Annotated in this window: 12 protein-coding genes; 10 read left to right on the forward strand and 2 right to left on the reverse strand. The window is 60.4% G+C overall.

Annotated elements, in window-relative coordinates:
• Positions 1–33 precede the first annotated feature (33 nt).
• Entirely contained in the window at positions 34–1,428 is a 1,395-nt protein-coding gene (locus MUM_RS0113295; protein WP_010170407.1) for a PhoH family protein, read from the reverse strand.
• Positions 1,429–1,776: 348 nt separating this feature from the next.
• The gene (locus MUM_RS0113300; protein WP_010170409.1) at positions 1,777–2,901 is read right to left on the reverse strand and encodes a polysaccharide deacetylase family protein; all 1,125 of its coding nucleotides are present in this window, start codon (positions 2,899–2,901) and stop codon (positions 1,777–1,779) included.
• 1,007 nt (positions 2,902–3,908) lie between these two features.
• Here MUM_RS0113300 and yaaA point away from each other — a divergent pair.
• The 10 genes from yaaA to MUM_RS0113350 all read left to right on the forward strand — a co-directional run bounded on the left by yaaA (position 3,909) and on the right by MUM_RS0113350 (position 18,460).
• Positions 3,909–4,688 carry a peroxide stress protein YaaA gene (yaaA, locus tag MUM_RS0113305; protein ID WP_010170411.1) on the forward strand — a complete coding sequence of 260 codons (780 nt, stop codon included), beginning with the start codon at positions 3,909–3,911 and terminating at the stop codon, positions 4,686–4,688.
• An 822-nt stretch (positions 4,689–5,510) separates the two neighbouring features.
• Positions 5,511–6,827 carry a nucleotide sugar dehydrogenase gene (locus MUM_RS0113310; RefSeq protein ID WP_010170413.1) on the forward strand — a complete coding sequence of 439 codons (1,317 nt, stop codon included), beginning with the start codon at positions 5,511–5,513 and terminating at the stop codon, positions 6,825–6,827.
• Positions 6,828–6,911: 84 nt separating this feature from the next.
• Positions 6,912–8,393: a mannuronan synthase gene (gene alg8 / locus MUM_RS0113315; RefSeq protein ID WP_169386264.1), complete on the forward strand. Its 1,482-nt coding sequence runs from the start codon at positions 6,912–6,914 to the stop codon at positions 8,391–8,393.
• 36 nt (positions 8,394–8,429) lie between these two features.
• Positions 8,430–9,596, forward strand: a complete 1,167-nt coding sequence (locus MUM_RS0113320) for an alginate biosynthesis protein Alg44 (RefSeq protein ID WP_010170416.1) — start codon at positions 8,430–8,432, stop codon at positions 9,594–9,596.
• 2 nt (positions 9,597–9,598) lie between these two features.
• Positions 9,599–10,990: an alginate biosynthesis TPR repeat lipoprotein AlgK gene (gene algK / locus MUM_RS0113325; RefSeq protein WP_010170418.1), complete on the forward strand. Its 1,392-nt coding sequence runs from the start codon at positions 9,599–9,601 to the stop codon at positions 10,988–10,990.
• Positions 10,987–12,474, forward strand: a complete 1,488-nt coding sequence (locus MUM_RS0113330) for an alginate export family protein (protein WP_010170420.1) — start codon at positions 10,987–10,989, stop codon at positions 12,472–12,474. The genes algK and MUM_RS0113330 overlap by 4 nt, the downstream gene beginning before the upstream one ends.
• On the forward strand, positions 12,474–14,066 hold the full coding sequence (algG, locus tag MUM_RS0113335; protein WP_029615879.1) for a mannuronan 5-epimerase AlgG: 1,593 nt from the start codon (positions 12,474–12,476) through the stop codon (positions 14,064–14,066). Before MUM_RS0113330 ends, algG begins: the two co-directional genes overlap by 1 nt.
• 11 nt (positions 14,067–14,077) lie before the next feature.
• On the forward strand, positions 14,078–15,526 hold the full coding sequence (locus MUM_RS0113340; RefSeq protein WP_010170425.1) for an alginate O-acetyltransferase: 1,449 nt from the start codon (positions 14,078–14,080) through the stop codon (positions 15,524–15,526).
• An 8-nt stretch (positions 15,527–15,534) separates the two neighbouring features.
• A complete protein-coding gene (locus MUM_RS0113345; protein WP_010170426.1) occupies positions 15,535–16,644 on the forward strand; it encodes a mannuronate-specific alginate lyase in 1,110 nt (369 codons plus the stop codon).
• 250 nt (positions 16,645–16,894) lie between these two features.
• Positions 16,895–18,460, forward strand: coding sequence for an MBOAT family O-acyltransferase (locus tag MUM_RS0113350; protein WP_010170428.1), 1,566 nt, complete (start codon positions 16,895–16,897; stop codon positions 18,458–18,460).
• Positions 18,461–18,465 lie beyond the last annotated feature (5 nt).

Below are 18,465 nucleotides of genomic sequence, written 5' to 3' on the forward strand. Positions count from 1 at the left end.
CGCCGGCAAGCCGGCTCCTACAGTGGTCAGTGGTTACAGGTGAGATTCGGCGTATTCGGCCAGAATCGAACGAGGGACACCTTGCAAGGCGATGTGCACGCCGTTCGGGAAGTCCTTGAAGCGTTCCGTCAGGTAAGTCAGCCCGGAGCTGGTCGCGGACAGGTAAGGGGTGTCGATCTGTGCCAGGTTACCCAGGCACACCACTTTGGAACCGGCGCCGGCACGGGTGATGATGGTTTTCATCTGGTGCGGCGTGAGGTTCTGGCATTCATCGATCAAAATCAGGCTTTGCTGGAAGCTGCGACCCCGTATGTAGTTGAGGGATTTGAACTGCAACGGCACTTTGCTGAGGATGTAGTCGACGCTGCCATGGGTGTTTTCGTCATCCATGTGCAAGGCTTCGAGGTTGTCGGTAATCGCCCCCAGCCACGGCTCCATTTTTTCCGCTTCGGTGCCGGGCAGGAAACCGATTTCCTGGTCCAGGCCCTGCACACTGCGGGTGGCGATGATGCGGCGATAGCGCTTGGTCACCATGGTCTGTTCGATGGCGGCCGCCAGGGCGAGGATGGTTTTCCCCGAGCCTGCCGCGCCGGTCAGGTTGACCAGGTGGATGTCCGGATCAAGCAAGGCATACAGCGCCAGGCTCTGGTAGATATCACGCGGTTTCAGGCCCCAGGCTTCCTGGTGCAACAGGGGTTCCTGATGCAAGTCGAGGATCAGCAGCTTGTCGACCTGGATCTCTTTGATCCAGCCCACAAACCCCTGTTCGTCGATGATGAACTCGTTGATGTGCACGGCCGGCAGGTTGTCGATCAGCTGTACCTGGTGCCAGGTGCGGCCATGGTCCTGACGGGTTTCGACCTTGCTGACGCGATCCCAGAACGAGCCGGTCATGGTGTGATAACCACGAGACAGCATCGACACGTCGTCAACCAGCTGGTCAGTACTGTAGTCCTCGGCAGCGATCCCACACGCTCGTGCCTTGAGGCGCATATTGATGTCTTTGGTCACCAGCACCAGGCGCAGGTCCTTGTCACGTGCGTGCAGGTCGATCAATTGGTTGATGATTTTGTTGTCGTTCAGATTCTCCGGCAGCAGGCTGTTGGGCTCGCTGCGCTTGCTCATCAGAATCGACAGCAAGCCCTTGGGCCCGCTTTTGCCACGCTGGATCGGTACGCCCACCTCGACGTCATCGGGGGAGGCTTCGCCGAGGGTCTTGTCGATCAGGCGGATGGCCTGGCGGCATTCGGCGGCAACGCTGTGGTGCCCGCTTTTGAGTTTGTCGAGCTCCTCAAGCACGATCATCGGGATGGCGACGTGGTGTTCTTCGAAGTTAAGCAGTGCGTTTGGATCGTGAATCAGTACGTTGGTATCAAGCACATAAAGGATTGGCTGGTCGGAAGAAGGGTTACGTCCATGATCATCCATACTCGGTCACCTTTGTGGGAGCCAGTCGACGCAATACCGCGACAGTGCTGCGCCTCGATTCGACCGTCGAACGCACTTGAGGGGCGTCAAGTGCGGTGCACACAAGAGGTGTCTTGGAAGACGCCACCTGTGTTGCAGGTTTCGGCTGTCTGTCTTCGTAATACCGCAAAACACATGACAGGAAAAAGCACTTTGACGCTTTTTTGAAGTTTATTTTTCAGGATGACGAATAGCACTAGGCGAGCCGGCGTTGCACCGTTAAAGTCGGAAGTCCGCCTGTATCGAAATATCTCCCGAATTCCCCCCGAAAAAACCTCAGCCCCAACAGGGCCGGGCTCTTCGTGCTTTTCAGCGAAACGCTTCCCGGCAATCCTGCCAGCCGAGTCCACTTTCTGCCGTGGCGTGCAAAAGCCAGGGCAATGCGATGCGCGCCTTGTCCTGGGTGTCGTGGAACACGATCATCCCGCGCCGCCACAGCAGCATCAGCGTCAGCACGCGGTTGGCCGACTCATCGGCCTTGAGCTTGCCGGCTTCGTCTTCTGAATCGATGTCCCACAGCGCCACCTGCAGCCCCTGGGACTGGAAGAAACCCTGGCTGTCGGAGCGTCGCTGGCCGTAGGGCGGGCGGAACAGCGGCACGTAGTTTTCCGGCATCAGGCTCTGGGCCAGGGAGGCGCTGCGGGTGATGGAGGACTGCCAGTCGACCCAGTGGCTATGGGAACGGTACTGCCAGCCCTGGATGCCGACGCACTGGCCCTGGTACAGCGCCTGCACGTCGGTGGCCGAGCTTTTTTCAACGCGGGTTTGCAGGCTGTTGCCGAGCACGAAGAAGAGGCCGTGCATTTTCTGTTTGCGCAGGTAGTCGGCCAGCCAGTCGGTGTTGCCGCTGACGGGGGAAGGGCCACTGTCGAAGGTCAGCAGGAACATCCGGTCGTTGAGTTCGTCGCCGTTGCGTTCGTGGTCGCCGAAGCGCGCGATTTCGCTGCTGATCTGCGGGAACAGGGCGGCCTTGCGTAACTGTTCATCCAGGTAGCGCTCGTGGAATACGCGGCTGGGGCCGGCCCAGCCTATATAGAAGGAACTGTCGCTGACCTGGAACTTGGCGGCTTGTTCGCGCAGGTCGTCCATGTTTTCCACGAGGTAGCAGAAGGAGGCGTCCTGTTCACAGCTTTGTTGGGCGAAGGTGTAGTTTTCCAACAGCCGTTGCCACAGTTGGCGGCGCAGGTCGTCGATGGAAGCCTGATTGATGATCTTCAGGCCCAGGCGCTGTTTCAGGGCGGGCTCGTCGAGGGCTTCGCTGGCCAGCAGGGTGTGGGCGAACATCAGGATTTCGGCGCGGGAGGCGACATCGAACAGGGCCGGGCTGCTGAGGCGTTCGGGCCAGGTGCCTCGGTCCAGGGTCGCGACATCCACGGGGGCGGCTTGGGCGCCCAGGCAGATGAGCCAGGCTGACAGAAAAAGCGCAATTCGCACGAAGGGTCTCCCTTTCCAGAGTCGTCGGGCACTATAGCCGATCGCGTGGGGGGGCTATTGGGTTGGTGTGTATATCCGTTATTTAGGTCATGGCTGATATCGGTTCCGCTCTTACAGCGGGTCACTTTTGGAAAAGAGCCCCAAAAGTAACCAAAAGGGCTCTTGCCCCACCACTCGGCACCTCGCTCGGGCTCGGTGTGCCCTCACTCCGGCTTTGGACCGTGGGCCGCCGCGATGGGCCATCCTTGGCCCAGCGCGGCTAACCCGGCGTCCTGCCGGGTTACCCACGCTCCAAAGCCTGCGTTCGGCCAGCGTGGTTTAACGGGGCGCCTAGGATCAAGATCAAAAGCAGATCAAGAACACAGCGGCCTACAGGCCGGCTTGAGTGGTGTGAAGCAAAGGCAACATCAAAATCTAAAGCGGGCACGGTCCAACTGTAGGAGCTGGCTTGCCTGCGATAGCATCGCCTCGGTGTACTGAGAGACCGAGTTGTCTGCATACGCAGGCAAGCCAGCTCCCACAGAAAAGCAGAGCTGCATCAGTTTCAGATTTGGTTTTCGCTTTGGCTTTCGCTCTGGCTTTGGCTTTGGCTTTTGCTCTGGCTTCTACCACTCAAGCCGGCCGGTAGGCCGCTGTGCTCTTGCTTTTGATCTTGATCTGACTGCCCCAATAAGCCCGAGGCCGAACGCAGGGATTGAGGAGCGGGTAAACCGGCAGGACGCCGGTTTAGCCGCGACGGGGCAGGGACGCCCCGTCGCGGCGGCCCGCGGAGCAATCCCGGAGTGAGGGAACACCGAGCCTTAGCGAGGTGCCGACAGGCGGGGCAGAGCCCTTTGGTTACTTTGGGGCTTTTCCAAAGTGACCCGCTGTAAGAGCGGAACCAATAGCGGCCGTTACCGCAGCAACGGATATGTCCACAGCACAAACCCACTCCTCTATCACCATCATAGGTGGAGTCAAACCTCCCTACCCCCTAGAATCCCCCCACGATTAAAGGAGACGACTTCATGCTGACGGTGATTTCCCCCGCCAAAACCCTCGATTTCGAGTCAAAGCCGGTCACCCCGCGCTTCACCCAGCCGCAATACCTCGACCACTCCCAGGAACTGATCGAACAACTGCGTGAACTGAGCCCGGCGCAGATCAGCGAATTGATGCACGTCTCCGACAAGATCGGCGGCCTCAACGCCGCACGCTTCGGCAGCTGGACCCCAGCCTTCACCCAGGCCAACGCCAAACAGGCCCTGCTGGCCTTCAAGGGCGACGTCTACACCGGCCTCAACGCCGAAACATTCACAGACGCCGACTTCACCTACGCCCAGGACCACCTGCGCATGCTCTCCGGCCTGTACGGCCTGCTGCGCCCACTGGACCTGATGATGCCGTACCGCCTGGAGATGGGCACCAAGTTGCCCAACGCCCGTGGCAAGGACCTATACGCTTTCTGGGGCACCCGCATCAGCGAATGGCTCAACGAAGCCCTGGCCGAACAAGGCGATGACGTGCTGCTCAACCTGGCATCCAACGAATACTTTTCGGCAGTCAAACGCCCGGCACTGAACGCGCGCATCATCAACACCGAGTTCAAGGACCTGAAAAACGGCCAGTACAAGATCATCAGCTTCTACGCCAAGAAGGCCCGGGGCATGATGAGCCGCTTTGTGATTGAAGAGCGCATCAACGACCCGGCCAGGCTCAAGGAGTTTGACGTGCAGGGTTATCGCTTCAATGCGGAGCAATCAAAGCCCGACCATCTCGTTTTCCTGCGCGATCACGCCCCGGAATAACGCCTTCCCCGAACAGGCTTTTCCCTGTGGTAGGAGGCCCAGCCCTCCTACCTTGAAAGCTCTCTACTCCCTTCTTTTACTCATCGAAATCGTCATTTATTTGGCGTCAAAAATATTTCTTCAGAATTCCTAACATTTATTTCACTCGACATTCGTCAAATTTTTTCGTAGTGGCACCACTTTTTTCAAAGAGTAGTGGCACAAAACTATTTAGCCCTCGCAACTCCCCGCAACTACTGGCCCAAATAGCAAGTGCTATCACAATAGTACTAGTGCCATCTTTCCTAATATTTCAAGAAATTTCCGGAAACAGGATGAGCGGCCCGGAACTATGTCCCAAAGCACCGCTCATACCACCGGTAACGATTATCTCTGCAAATGTAAGAGATGACTTACGCGGCGACCAAATGAAGTAGCAAAGTTGTCATCTAACTTTGACTCAATGGTCAAACCATCAACTGACTAGTTGAAGGCGGACGAAAAGGTTCCACTACTTTCTCCGAAAAGGCCAAGGCTGAGCTCACCTGTATCGGTCAGTGAGACAACCCAAGCCGTTGATATATAAGGGCTTAAAGCCCCTGTCAACGCCTTGAGGCACTGGCGCCAGGCCCTTCCCCAGGAAGGCTGGCTGCATTTCAGGGCAAGCCCCAACAATAAGGCCAAGTTGCGCACAACTTGAGTGCATTAGTTAGTCACTCGACTTTTAGTATGCCTGCACTGGATATATCGACGTTTATTCGTCGCACTTTCCAGTGCCTGAGTGACGCTTCAAAACATGAACTCCGGCCATCTAATGGCACGATTAACAATGAGGTAAATGCGATGCGCATCAGCATATTTGGTCTAGGTTACGTCGGCGCAGTATGTGCCGGTTGCCTGTCTGCACGGGGCCATGAGGTCGTCGGCGTAGACATCTCCAAGGAAAAGATCGACCTGATCAACGCGGGCAAATCGCCCATCGTTGAACCGGGTCTGGGCGAGCTGTTGAGCCAGGGTATTCAAACCGGCCGACTGCGCGGCACCACCAATTTCGCCGAAGCAATCCGTGATACCGACCTGTCGATGATTTGCGTCGGTACGCCGAGCAAGAAGAACGGCGACCTGGAACTCAACTACATCGAATCGGTGTGCCGCGAGATCGGCTTTGTCTTGCGCGACAAGACCACCCGCCACACCATCGTGGTCCGCAGCACCGTGCTGCCAGGCACCGTGGCGAATGTGGTCATCCCGATTCTCGAAGACTGCTCCGGCAAGAAAGCCGGTGTCGACTTCGGCGTCGCGGTGAACCCTGAGTTCCTGCGTGAAAGCACCGCCATCGCCGACTACGACCTGCCGCCGATGACCGTCATCGGTGAGTTCGACAAAGCCTCCGGCGATGTCCTGCAGTCGCTGTACGAAGAACTCGACGCCCCGATCATCCGCAAGGACATCGCCGTCGCCGAGATGATCAAGTACACCTGCAACGTCTGGCATGCGACCAAAGTGACCTTCGCCAACGAGATCGGCAACATCGCCAAGGCGGTGGGTGTCGACGGCCGCGAAGTGATGGAAGTGGTCTGCCAGGACAAGACCCTCAACCTGTCCCAGTACTACATGCGCCCGGGCTTCGCGTTCGGCGGCTCCTGCCTGCCGAAAGACGTGCGCGCCCTGACGTACCGCGCCGGCTCCCTCGACGTGGATGCGCCGCTGCTCAACTCGCTGATGCGCAGCAACGAGTCCCAGGTGCAAAACGCCTTTGACATCGTCTCCAGCCACGACAAACGCAAAGTCGCCCTGCTGGGCCTGAGCTTCAAGGCCGGCACCGATGACCTGCGCGAAAGCCCGCTGGTGGAACTGGCCGAAATGCTGATCGGCAAGGGTTTCGACCTGAGCATCTACGACAGCAACGTCGAATATGCCCGCGTGCACGGCGCGAACAAGGAATACATCGAGGGCAAGATCCCGCACGTGTCGTCCCTGCTCAACTCGGACTTCGACGAAGTGATCAACAACTCCGACGTGATCATCCTGGGCAACCGCGATGAGAAGTTCCGTGCCCTGGCGCATAACGCTCCCCACGGCAAGCAAGTGGTCGACCTGGTGGGCTTCATGTCCAAGGCCACCAGCGTGAGCGGTCGTACCGAAGGCATTTGCTGGTAACAGCAACGGCAAGTTTCAAGCGGCAAGCGTCCTGATCCCCGGCGCTTGCCGCTTGAAGCCTCCTTCACCTGCGGAATGACGCCTATGTCCAAGTTAAAACACGTACTCCTCCAATCCGCCGGCTGGCTGTTTTTCCTGAGCCTGCTGATGGGACTCGCCCTGCTGTTGCCGGCGAGTACGTTCGACTCCGAGTCGAAGAATTTTATTTTCCTGATTGGCGCCGTCGGTATCTGGCGCTACTCGATGGGTGCTACGCATTTCTTTCGCGGCATGCTGTTCCTGTACGTAGTCTATCCGCACCTGCGGCGCAAAGTGCGCAAGCTGGGCAAGGCAGCAGATCCGTCCCACGTATTCCTGATGGTGACAAGCTTTCGGATCGACGCGCTGACCACGGCCCAGGTCTACAGCTCGGTGATCCGCGAAGCCATCGAATGTGGCTTCCCTACCACCGTGGTCTGCTCGCTGGTGGAAATGTCCGATGAGCTGCTGGTCAAGAGCCTGTGGGCCAGGATGAACCCGCCCGACCACGTCAAGTTGGACTTCGTGCGCATCGCCGGTACCGGCAAGCGTGACGGCCTGGCCTTCGGTTTTCGCGCCATCTCCCGCCACCTGCCGGACGATCGCGCCGTGGTGGCCGTGATCGATGGCGACACCGTGCTCGCCGAGGGCGTCGTGCGCAAGACCGTGCCGTGGTTCCAGCTGTTCGGCAATGTCGGCGGCCTGACCACCAACGAGTTCTGCGAAGTGCGCGGCGGCTACATCATGAGCGAGTGGCACAAGCTGCGCTTCGCCCAACGCCACATCAACATGTGCTCCATGGCTTTGTCCAAACGCGTGCTGACCATGACCGGCCGTATGTCGGTGTTCCGCGCCAACGTGGTCACCGACCCGGGCTTTATCGCCGACGTGGAAAGCGACTCGCTGCAACACTGGCGCCTGGGCCGCTTCAAGTTTTTGACCGGTGACGACAAGTCCAGCTGGTTCAGTCTGATGCGCCTGGGCTACGACACTTTCTACGTGCCGGACGCTGCGATCCACACCGTGGAACACCCGCCGGAAAAGAGCTTCATCAAGGCCAGCCGCAAGCTGATGTTCCGCTGGTACGGCAACAACCTGCGCCAGAACTCCCGTGCCCTAGGCCTGGGTATGCGCCGGCTTGGCCTGTTCACCAGCATCGTGCTGTTTGACCAGCGCGTGTCGATGTGGACCTCCCTGCTGGGGCTGACCGTGGCGATCATCGCCACGTTCAAATACGGCGGCGCGTTCATCCTCGCCTACCTGCTGTGGATCGGCATCACCCGCCTGATCCTGACCCTGCTGCTGTCGTGCTCCGGTCACCGGATCGGCCCGGCTTACCCGGTGATTCTCTATTACAACCAGATCATGGGCGCGCTGGTGAAGATCTACGTGTTCTTCCGCCTTGATCAACAGTCCTGGACACGCCAGGACACCAAACTGACCCGCGATTTGGCCAGCTTTCAACGTTGGTTCAACACCTGGTCGTCTCGGACCATGACCTTCTCCGCCGGCAGCATTTTCGTCGCCGTGTTGCTGATGATGGTTTGACCCTGCCAAGCCTGAATTAACTAGGAACTACACACCATGAATAGCCAAGTAAACGCCAACGTTGTCCACGAATCCGAAGCCCAGCGCCAACACGCCCGGGTAAAAATCCCGGCCAAGCTGCGCTTCTTCAACGCCGACCGCACCCAGACCGAAGCACGGGTCATCGACCTGTCGGCCGGCGGTCTGGCGTTCACTGCCACCCAACCATTGACCGTGGGCCAGGTGCACAAGGGTCGCTTGCAGTTCGTGATCGATAACCTCGGCCTGGCGATGGACGTCGAGCTGCAGATTCGCTCCTACGACCGCCAGACCGGCCGCACCGGTTGCCAGTTCCAGAACCTCGACGCACAAGACATCTCGACCCTGCGCCACCTGATCACCTCGCACTTGTCCGGCGACATCGTGACCATGGGGGACGTGCTGGCGACCCTGCAACGCGACAACTTCACCAAGGCGCGCAAGGTCAAGGACAGCGGCAGCAACATGAGCGTCGGCGGCCGCCTGCGGGCCGTGACCTTCAGCCTCGGGATCTTCGTGGTGGGCCTGGTCGCCTTCGGCTTCGTGGTCAAGTCGGTGTACGGCATGTACTTCGTCAGCCACGCCACCTCCGGCCTGGTGAGCGTACCCGGGATGAACGTCACCATGCCGCGCGATGGCACCGTGCAGAGCCTGATCAAAGGGGATGCAGTGGCGGCCAAGGGCGCGCCACTGGCGACCTTCAGCACCAGCATGCTCGACGTGCTCAAAGGCCATCTGGACGAAGACCAGTTGCAACCGGCCAAGGTGGAAGAGCTGTTCGGCAAGCAAATGACCGGCACCCTCACCTCCCCGTGCGACTGCGTCGTGGCCCAGCAATTGGTCGCCGACGGTCAGTACGCCAGCAAGGGCGACGTGATCTTCCAACTGGTGCCACGCGGCAGCCAGGCCAACGTGGATGCACGCTTCTCCTATCGCCAGTTTGCCGACGTTCGCCCGGGCACCCGTGTGAACTTCCAGGTGGCGGATGAAGAGCAGGTTCGCACCGGCACCATCGTCAGCAGCACCAGCCTCAACAGCACCGAAATGTCCTCCGACATCCGTGTGCAGATCAAACCCGATGCCCCGCTGGACAGCACCTACGCCGGTCGCCCGGTTGAAGTGACCAGCGACCGTGGCCCGTCCCTGAACTGGCTGATCGACAAAGCCATGGCTGCAGGTCTTTAACCATGAGCGCCCTTCGATCCCTGCCGGTTCCATTGGCGCTGGCCATCGCCCTCGCCGGGTGCGCCGGCCTGCCCGACCAACGCCTGGCCAACGAAGCCCTCAAGCGTGGCGACACGGTCACCGCGCAGCAGAACTACCAGCAGCTGGCAGACCTGGGCTACAGCGAGGCCCAGGTGGGCCTGGCGGACATCCAGGTCGGCACCCGCGACCCCGAGCAAATCAAGCAGGCCGAAGCCACGTATCGCGCGGCCGCCGACACCTCGCTCCGTGCCCAGGCACGCCTGGGCCGCCTGCTGGTGGCCAAGCCTGGCGCGACCGAAGCCGAGCACCATGAAGCCGAAGGCCTGTTGAAAAAAGCCTTTGCCAATGGCGAAGGCAACACCCTGATCCCGCTGGCGATGCTGTACCTGCAATACCCGCACAGTTTCCCGAACATCAACGCCCAGCAGCAAATCAGCAAATGGCGCGCTTCGGGTTACCCGGAAGCAGGTCTCGCCCAAGTGCTGCTGTACCGCACCCAGGACACCTACGACCAGCATCTGGACGAAGTGGAAAGCATCTGCAAGGCCGCGCTGAACACCACGGATATCTGCTACGTCGAGCTGGCCACGGTCTACCAGAAAAAAGCCGAGCCGGAAAAACAGGCCGAGCTGCTGAAACAGATGGAAGCCGGCTACAGCCGTGGCGCCGTGACCGCCCAACGGGTCGACAGTGTTGCCCGTGTGTTGGGCGATGCGACCCTGGGCAAGACCGACGAAAAAACCGCCCAGGCCCTGCTGGAAAAAATCGCCCCGGGCTACCCGGCATCCTGGGTCAGCCTGGCGCAACTGCTCTACGACTTCCCGGAGCTGGGCGACGTCGACCAGATGATGAAGTACCTCGACAACGGCCGCGCCGCCGACCAGCCCCGCGCCGAACTGTTGCTGGGCAAGCTCTACTACGAAGGCAAGTGGGTCCCGGCTGACGCCAAGGCTGCCGAAGAACACTTCCAGAAAGCCGTCGGCCGCGAAGTGGCTGCCGATTACTACCTCGGCCAGATCTATCGCCGTGGCTACCTGGGCAAGGTCTATTCGCAAAAGGCTCTCGACCATCTGCTGACCGCCGCGCGCAACGGCCAGAACAGCGCCGACTTCGCGATCGCCCAATTGTTTTCCCAAGGCAAGGGCACCAAGCCCGACCCGCTTAACGCCTATGTCTTCAGCCAATTGGCCAAGGCCCAGGACACGCCGGAAGCCAACGACCTGGCCACCCAGCTCGAAGCCCCGCTGACCCCGGAACAACGCGCCGAAGGCCAACGCCTGGTGCAACAGGAACTGGCCGCGCGCGGCACCCTGGCCCAAAGCACGCTGCAATTGCACGCCCTGCAAGAAGAAGACGGCGAGGAATCCCTATGAAGCTCAATCCATTCGTCAAGGCCGGCATCGGCCTGACCTTCGCCCTGCTGTGGTCGTGCCCGACCCTGGCCGCGCTGACCGAAGCCAAGAACTTCGGCCTGGAAGTGAAAGTCACCGGCCAGTCCGAAGATGACCGCGACCTGGGCACCCAGAAAGGCGGCGACGTCAACGGCATCGGCCTCGACCTGCGCCCGTGGATCTACGGCGAAAGCGGCAACTGGAGCGCCTACGCCATGGGCCAGGCCGTGACGTCCAGCGACATCATCGAGACCGACACCCTGCAACAGTCCTCGGATGACGCCACCCAACAGACCAGCAATGACGACCGCAAGAGCAAGAAAAACTACCTGGCGATGCGCGAGTTCTGGGTCGCCTACGGCGGCTTCACGCCCTACCCCGGCGAGATCCTCAAGCTCGGTCGCCAACGCCTGCGCAATGACGACGGCCAATGGCGCGACACCAACATCGAAGCGCTGAACTGGACCTTCGACACCACCTTGCTCAAGGCCAATGTCGGCGTCGCCGAGCGTTTCAGCGAATACCGCACCGACCTCAAGGAACTGTCGCCCAAGGACAAGGACCGCCAGCACCTTTACGCCGACGCTGCCTATCAGTGGACGCCAGGCCAGTGGATCGGCCTGCGCGCTCACCACACCCATGACGACGGCAAGCTCGACTACCCGCAACCGGGCGTGGCCACCGACTCGCTGGACAAACGCGAGAACGGCGACCTGACCTGGCTCGGCATCGAAGCCAACAGCGACGCCTACAACTGGCGCAACACCAACACCGTCAACTACTGGGCGAGCGTCACCGGCATGCAGGGCGACCGCGACACGGTCAACGCCTTGAACGCCGACGGCACCCGCCCCGCCAATGCCAAGCGCAGCGATGACGTGAATGGCTGGGCCACCGACCTGGGTGTGCGCCTGCGTCTGGACCCGCAGTGGCAAGTGGGCGCGGCTTACTCCCGCGCGAGCGCCGAATACGAGCAGAACGGCCTGCAAAGCAACCGTTCGAACTGGACCGGTACTCAGTCCCGCGTCCACCGCTTCGGCGAAGCGTTCCGTGGCGAAATGAACAACATGCAGTCCATGAGCCTGTTCGGTTCCTGGCAGTTGCGCGAGGACTATGACGCCAGCCTCGTGTACCACAAGTTCTGGCGCGTCGACGGCAACAAGCCGGTCGGCAGCAACGGCATCGATGCCGTGCAGAACAACACCGATGACGTGACCGGCGCGATCCTGTCCAGCACTTCCCTGCCGCTTGAAGACGGCAAGAAAGACCTGGGCCAGGAGATGGACCTGGTGGTCACCAAGTACTTCAAGAAAGGCCTGCTGCCGGCCGGGCTCAGTCAGTCGATCGACGAACCGTCGGCCCTGGTGCGCTTCCGTGCCGGTGTGTTCAAACCGGGCGACGCCTATGGCAGCCAGGTCGACTCGTACATGCATCGCGCCTTTGTCGACGTGATCTGGAAGTTCTGATGGGAGCCTGCGCAATGAACCCTCAAGCCCTCAAAGGCTCGGTCAGCCTGCTGGTCGCAGCCATGCTGCTGGCCAGCACTTCGGCCTTCGCCGATGTCGCGCAGCAGGTCAAGGCGCCGACCATCGCCAAAGAGCTGCAACAGGCCAAGACCTACACCATTTCGAGCCCGCCGACCGAGCCGCTGGAAATGGCCAAGCCGGCGCTGCCGGACGTGTCCGGCTACACCGCGGCGAATATCGCGAAGAAAATCGTGCGCAGCAAGCCGGGCAAAATCAGTATCCGCCGGATGATGCAGGAAGACGCCCTGAAGGACTTCATCGGCGGCGACAACAAGATGGCTGAATGGGTGGTTCGCCAGCACGGCATTCCCCAGGCGATCTTCGTCGACGACGGCTACATGAACCTCAAGGACCTGCTGAAGAAAGTGCCCAAGCAGTACTTCAGCGAAACCTCCCCGGGGGTGTTCCTGGCCAAGTTGCCGATCGTGGTGGGCCGTAAAGGCATCCTCGAAATCGACAAGCAGACCCAGGAGTTGCGCCTGTCCCAGGAGGCCGGTTCGTTCCTGATCAACGACGGCCAGCTGTTTGTGCGCGACACCAGAATCACCGGCTGGCGCGAGAAGACCAACGGCCCGGCGACCTTCCAGTCGCCCAAGGAATTCCGCCCGTTCCTGCTGGCCTGGGGCGGCACCGAGACCTACATCGCCAACAGCAAGATGGCCAGCTTCGGCTACGCCAACAGTAAGTCGTATGGCGTGAGTATTTCCCAGTACACGCCGAACATGGCCAAGGTGCTCAAGCGTCCCGAGCCGACGGGCTGGATCGTCGACTCCGAGTTCTCGGACATGTGGTACGGCTTCTACTGCTATGAGACCACCGGCTTTGTGCTCAAGGGCAATACCTACAAAGACAACATCGTCTACGGCATTGACCCCCACGACCGGTCACACGGTTTGATCATCACCGACAACACCGTCTACGGCACGAAGAAGAAGCACGGCATCATCATTTCCCGGGAAGTGAACGACAGCTTCATCTTCAACAACCGCAGTTTCGACAACAAGCTCTCGGGCCTGGTGATCGACCGTAACAGCGTCAACAACCTGATCGCCGACAACGAGATCTACCGCAACCACACCGACGGCATCACCCTCTATGAGAGCGGCGATAACCTGCTGTGGGGCAACAAGGTGATCAGCAACCGTCGCCACGGCATCCGCATACGTAACAGCGTGAACATTCGCCTGTACGAAAACGTGGCCATGGCCAACGGGCTGACCGGCGTATACGGCCACATCAAGGACCTGACCGACACCGACCGCGACATCGCCCTCGACCCGTTCGACACCAAGGTCTCGCTGATCGTGGTCGGCGGTGAACTGGCCGCCAACGGCAGCGGGCCGCTGTCCATCGACTCTCCATTGAGTGTCGAGCTGTACCGCGTGTCGATGCTTGCGCCGACCAAATCCAGTGGCATCAGCTTCTCGGGCGTCCTCGGCGATCGCCAGGAAGAGATTCTCGACTTGCTGGTACGCCAGAAGAAAGCCGTGCTGATCGACCCTGTCGAACGCCAGACCGAAATGCAGGACTGAGGATGACCTTTATGCACCCACACATGATCAAACTGCTCAGCCTTTCGGGTTTGACCCTCGGCCTGCTCGCGGCCAGCCAGGGCGTGCGCGCCGACGAAGTACAGGCCCCGAAGTTCAGCGCCGAGCCGTGCTGCAGCCTGTGCCCGGCCGCCCACGACGCGAAGAATTACACCACGCGCTACCAGCAGAACTTCACCACCCTGGTACAAGCCCAGGGTGACTGGCTGTTCCGTACCCAGGAAGACCTGCGCACCGAATTCGACACCAGCCCCGCCGGCTACAAACGCATGCAACAGCTGCACGATGCGTTCAAGAGCAAGGGCGTGGAACTGGTGGTGGTGTATCAGCCGACCCGTGGCTTGGTGAACCGCAACAAGCTCAACCCGGAAGAGAAAGCCAAGTTCGATTTCGACAAGGCCCTGGGCAATTACAAGACCATGCTCGGCCGCTTCGCCAAGATGGGCTACGTGGTGCCGGACCTGTCGCCGTTGACCAACGAGCAACTGCCGGATGAATTGCCGGCCCACGATTTCTACTTCCGCGGCGACCAACACTGGACGCCGTACGGCGCCCAGCGCACCGCCAAAATCGTCGGCGCCAAAGTGCGCGCGATGCCTGAATTTGCCGGTATCCCGCAGCGTGAATTCGAGACCAAACGCTCCGGGCGCATGGGCAAGACCGGCACCCTGCACAACATGGCCGGGCAACTGTGCGGCACCAGCTACGCGATCCAGTACATGGACCAGTTCACCACCGAGCCCAAGGGCGAAGCGGGCGACGGCGACCTGTTCGGCGATTCCGGCAACCCGCAGATCACCCTCGTGGGCACCAGCCACAGCGGCAAGAACTACAACTTCGCCGGCTTCCTGGAACAGGAAATCGGTGCCGACATCCTCAACGTCGCCTTCCCCGGCGGTGGCCTCGAAGGCTCGATGATCCAGTACCTGGGCAGCGAAGAATTCCAGAAGACCCCGCCGAAGATTCTGATCTGGGAATTCTCGCCGCTGTATCGCCTGGACCAGGAGACCATCTACCGCCAGATGATGTCGCTGCTGGACAACGGCTGCGAAGGCAAGACCGCCCAGATGACCGCCAGTACCACGCTGAAACCCGGCAAGAACGAATTGCTGGTGAACAGTTCGAACAAAGACCTGCGCAATGCCAGCCATCAGGTCGACATCCGCTTCGCCGACCCTTCGGTGAAAACCCTGCAAGCCACCCTCTGGTACATGAACGGGCGCCACGAGGACATCAAGATCGAGAAACCCGAAACATCCGATACAGACGGGCGTTTCGCCTTTGAACTGCGCACCGATGAAGACTGGGCCACGCAAAACCTGCTGGCCGTGGAAGTGCAGGGCCCCGAAGCGGGTCAGGCCGCGCAGAAGGTTGAAGCGAAAATTTGCACACGCAACGTATTCCCAAGCGGTGGTCAACAGACCGCCCAACTCGGGCAATGAGGTTACTTATGCAGAAGTTATTGATTCCAACTTTACTGGGCATGGCGATCTTCGCCGGCTCAGTCAACGCCGCCGCGCCACTGCGTCCGCCCCAGGGTTATTTCGCCCCGGTGGAAGCGTTCAAGACCGGCGACTTCAAGAATGACTGCGACACCATGCCGGCGCCGTACACCGGTTCGCTGCAGTTTCGCAGCAAGTACGAAGGTTCGGACAAGGCCCGTTCCACGCTGAATGTGCAATCGGAAAAAGCCTTTCGCGACAGCACCGCCGACATCACCAAGCTGGAAAAAGACACCAGCAAGCGCGTGATGCAGTTCATGCGCGACGGCCGCCCGGAGCAGCTGGAATGCACGCTCAACTGGCTTACCAGCTGGGCCAAGGCGGATGCGTTGATGTCCAAGGACTTCAACCACACCGGCAAGTCGATGCGCAAATGGGCGCTGGGCAGCATGGCCTCGGCCTATGTGCGCCTGAAGTTCTCCGACTCCCACCCGCTGGCCAACCATCAGCAGGAGTCACAGTTGATCGAGGCCTGGTTCAGCAAAATGGCTGACCAGGTGGTGAGCGACTGGGACAACCTGCCGCTGGATAAAACCAACAACCACTCCTACTGGGCCGCCTGGTCCGTCATGGCGACCTCCATCGCCGTGAACCGCCGCGACCTGTTTGACTGGGCCGTGAAGGAATACAAGGTCGGCGCCAATCAGGTCGACGACCAGGGCTTCCTGCCGAACGAATTGAAGCGTCAGCAACGGGCCTTGTCGTACCACAACTACGCCCTGCCGCCGCTGTCGATGATCGCCAGTTTTGCGCTGGTCAACGGTGTGGACCTGCGCCAGGAAAACAACGGCGCGCTGAAACGCCTGGGTGACAAGGTGCTGGCCGGGGTGAAAGACCCGGAAATCTTCGAGAAGAAGAACGGCAAGGAGCAGGACATGAAGGACCTCAAGGAGGACATGAAATTTGCCTGGCTTGAGCCCTTCTGCACCCTCTACACCTGCGCGCCGGACGTGATCGAGCGCAAGCACGGGATGCAGCCGTTCAAGACCTTCCGCCTCGGGGGTGACCTGACCAAGGTCTTCGACCCGGCGCGCGAGAAAGGCAACAAAGGCTCCTGACGAAACGCAATTCAAATGTGGGAGCGGGCTTGCTGTGGTGAGCGGGCTTGCCCCGCGTTGGGCTGCGAAGCAGCCCCATCAATCGGTGGTGAACCCGACGGGGGACAAGCCCCCTCACCACAGCAAGCCCGCTCCCACAATTTGAGCCGGTTTCGTCAGTAGGAATGTAGTACCGCTCTCTGCGTATTTCCGTGGGGGGTTTGGGGGGGCCGTTGGCCCTTGACTGTTGGTTAAACATGGAGAGATCGGGATGGTTTTCTCGTCCAATGTGTTCCTGTTTCTGTTCTTGCCGATCTTCCTCGGCTTGTACTACTTGAGCGGGCAACGCTATCGCAATCTGCTGCTGCTGATTGCCAGCTACGTGTTCTACGCCTGGTGGCGAGTGGACTTCCTGGCGCTGTTCGCCGCCGTGACGCTGTGGAACTACTGGATCGGCCTCAAGGTCGGTGTGGCAGGCGTGCGCACCAAGCCGGCCCAGCGCTGGCTGCTGTTGGGCGTGGCGGTCGACCTGTGCATTCTCGGCTACTTCAAGTACGCCAACTTCGGGGTCGACAGCATCAACCTGATGATGAAGTCGGCGGGCCTGGAGCCCTTCATCCTGACCCACGTGCTGTTGCCGATCGGGATCTCGTTCTACATCTTCGAGTCCATCAGCTACATCATCGACGTGTACCGCGGCGACACTCCGGCCACCCGCAACCTGATCGACTTTGCGGCGTTCGTGGCGATCTTCCCGCACCTGATTGCCGGCCCTGTATTGCGCTTTCGCGACCTGGCCGACCAGTTCAACAACCGCACCCACACCCTCGATAAATTCTCCGAGGGCTGCACACGGTTCATGCAGGGTTTCATCAAGAAGGTGTTCATCGCCGACACCCTGGCGGTGGTCGCCGACCATTGCTTCGCCCTGCAAAACCCGACAACGGGTGACGCCTGGCTCGGCGCGCTGGCCTACACCGCGCAGCTGTACTTCGACTTCTCCGGCTACAGCGACATGGCAATCGGTCTGGGCTTGATGATGGGTTTCCGCTTCATGGAAAACTTCAAGCAGCCGTACATCAGCCAGTCGATCACCGAGTTCTGGCGGCGCTGGCACATCAGCCTGTCCACCTGGCTGCGTGACTACCTCTACATCACCCTGGGCGGCAACCGTAAAGGCACGCTGACCACCTACCGCAACCTGTTCCTGACCATGCTCCTCGGTGGCCTGTGGCACGGTGCGAACATCACCTACATCGTGTGGGGCGCCTGGCACGGCATGTGGCTCGCGATTGAAAAAGCCATCGGCCTGAACACCGCACCGCGCAGTTTCAACGTCGTCCGCTGGGCCTTCACCTTCCTGCTGGTGGTGATGGGCTGGGTGATCTTCCGCTCGGAAAACCTGCACGTCGCCGGCCGCATGTACGGCGCGATGTTCAGCTTCGGCGAATGGTCGCTGTCGGAACTCAACCGCGCCAGCCTCACCGGCCTGCAAGTGGCAACCCTGGTGGTGGCGTACGCAACCCTGGCGTTCTTCGGCCTGCGGGACTTCTACAGCAACCGCCCTCCGGAAAAAACCAAGCCTGCGGTCAACACCCAGGCCGATGGGCCGGCCACTGCCCAACCGGGCTTGATCAAGGCCGTACCGGGCGACAACCCGGGCAGCATCCATGAGCCCGGCTACACCGTGGGCATCGAGGCCACCGTGCAACCGGCCTACTGGAGCGCCACCTGGCCACGCTATGCGATGCGCGCTGCAGTGCTGCTGCTGTTCGTGGCATCGATTCTCAAACTTTCGGCGCAGAGCTTCTCGCCGTTCCTTTACTTCCAGTTCTGAGGGAG

The sequence above is a fragment of the Pseudomonas sp. PAMC 25886 genome (assembly GCF_000242655.1).
In the GTDB taxonomy this organism is placed as follows: domain Bacteria; phylum Pseudomonadota; class Gammaproteobacteria; order Pseudomonadales; family Pseudomonadaceae; genus Aquipseudomonas.

Excerpts from the sequence above, each read along its gene's own strand:
- MUM_RS0113295 (WP_010170407.1), bottom strand. The coding sequence starts at position 1,428 with ATGGATGATCATGGACGTAACCCTTCTTCCGACCAGCCAATCCTTTAT.
- yaaA (WP_010170411.1), top strand. The coding sequence starts at position 3,909 with ATGCTGACGGTGATTTCCCCCGCCAAAACCCTCGATTTCGAGTCAAAG.
- MUM_RS0113310 (WP_010170413.1), top strand. The coding sequence starts at position 5,511 with ATGCGCATCAGCATATTTGGTCTAGGTTACGTCGGCGCAGTATGTGCC.
- alg8 (WP_169386264.1), top strand. The coding sequence starts at position 6,912 with ATGTCCAAGTTAAAACACGTACTCCTCCAATCCGCCGGCTGGCTGTTT.
- MUM_RS0113320 (WP_010170416.1), top strand. The coding sequence starts at position 8,430 with ATGAATAGCCAAGTAAACGCCAACGTTGTCCACGAATCCGAAGCCCAG.
- algK (WP_010170418.1), top strand. The coding sequence starts at position 9,599 with ATGAGCGCCCTTCGATCCCTGCCGGTTCCATTGGCGCTGGCCATCGCC.
- MUM_RS0113330 (WP_010170420.1), top strand. The coding sequence starts at position 10,987 with ATGAAGCTCAATCCATTCGTCAAGGCCGGCATCGGCCTGACCTTCGCC.
- algG (WP_029615879.1), top strand. The coding sequence starts at position 12,474 with ATGGGAGCCTGCGCAATGAACCCTCAAGCCCTCAAAGGCTCGGTCAGC.
- MUM_RS0113340 (WP_010170425.1), top strand. The coding sequence starts at position 14,078 with ATGCACCCACACATGATCAAACTGCTCAGCCTTTCGGGTTTGACCCTC.
- MUM_RS0113345 (WP_010170426.1), top strand. The coding sequence starts at position 15,535 with ATGCAGAAGTTATTGATTCCAACTTTACTGGGCATGGCGATCTTCGCC.
- MUM_RS0113350 (WP_010170428.1), top strand. The coding sequence starts at position 16,895 with ATGGTTTTCTCGTCCAATGTGTTCCTGTTTCTGTTCTTGCCGATCTTC.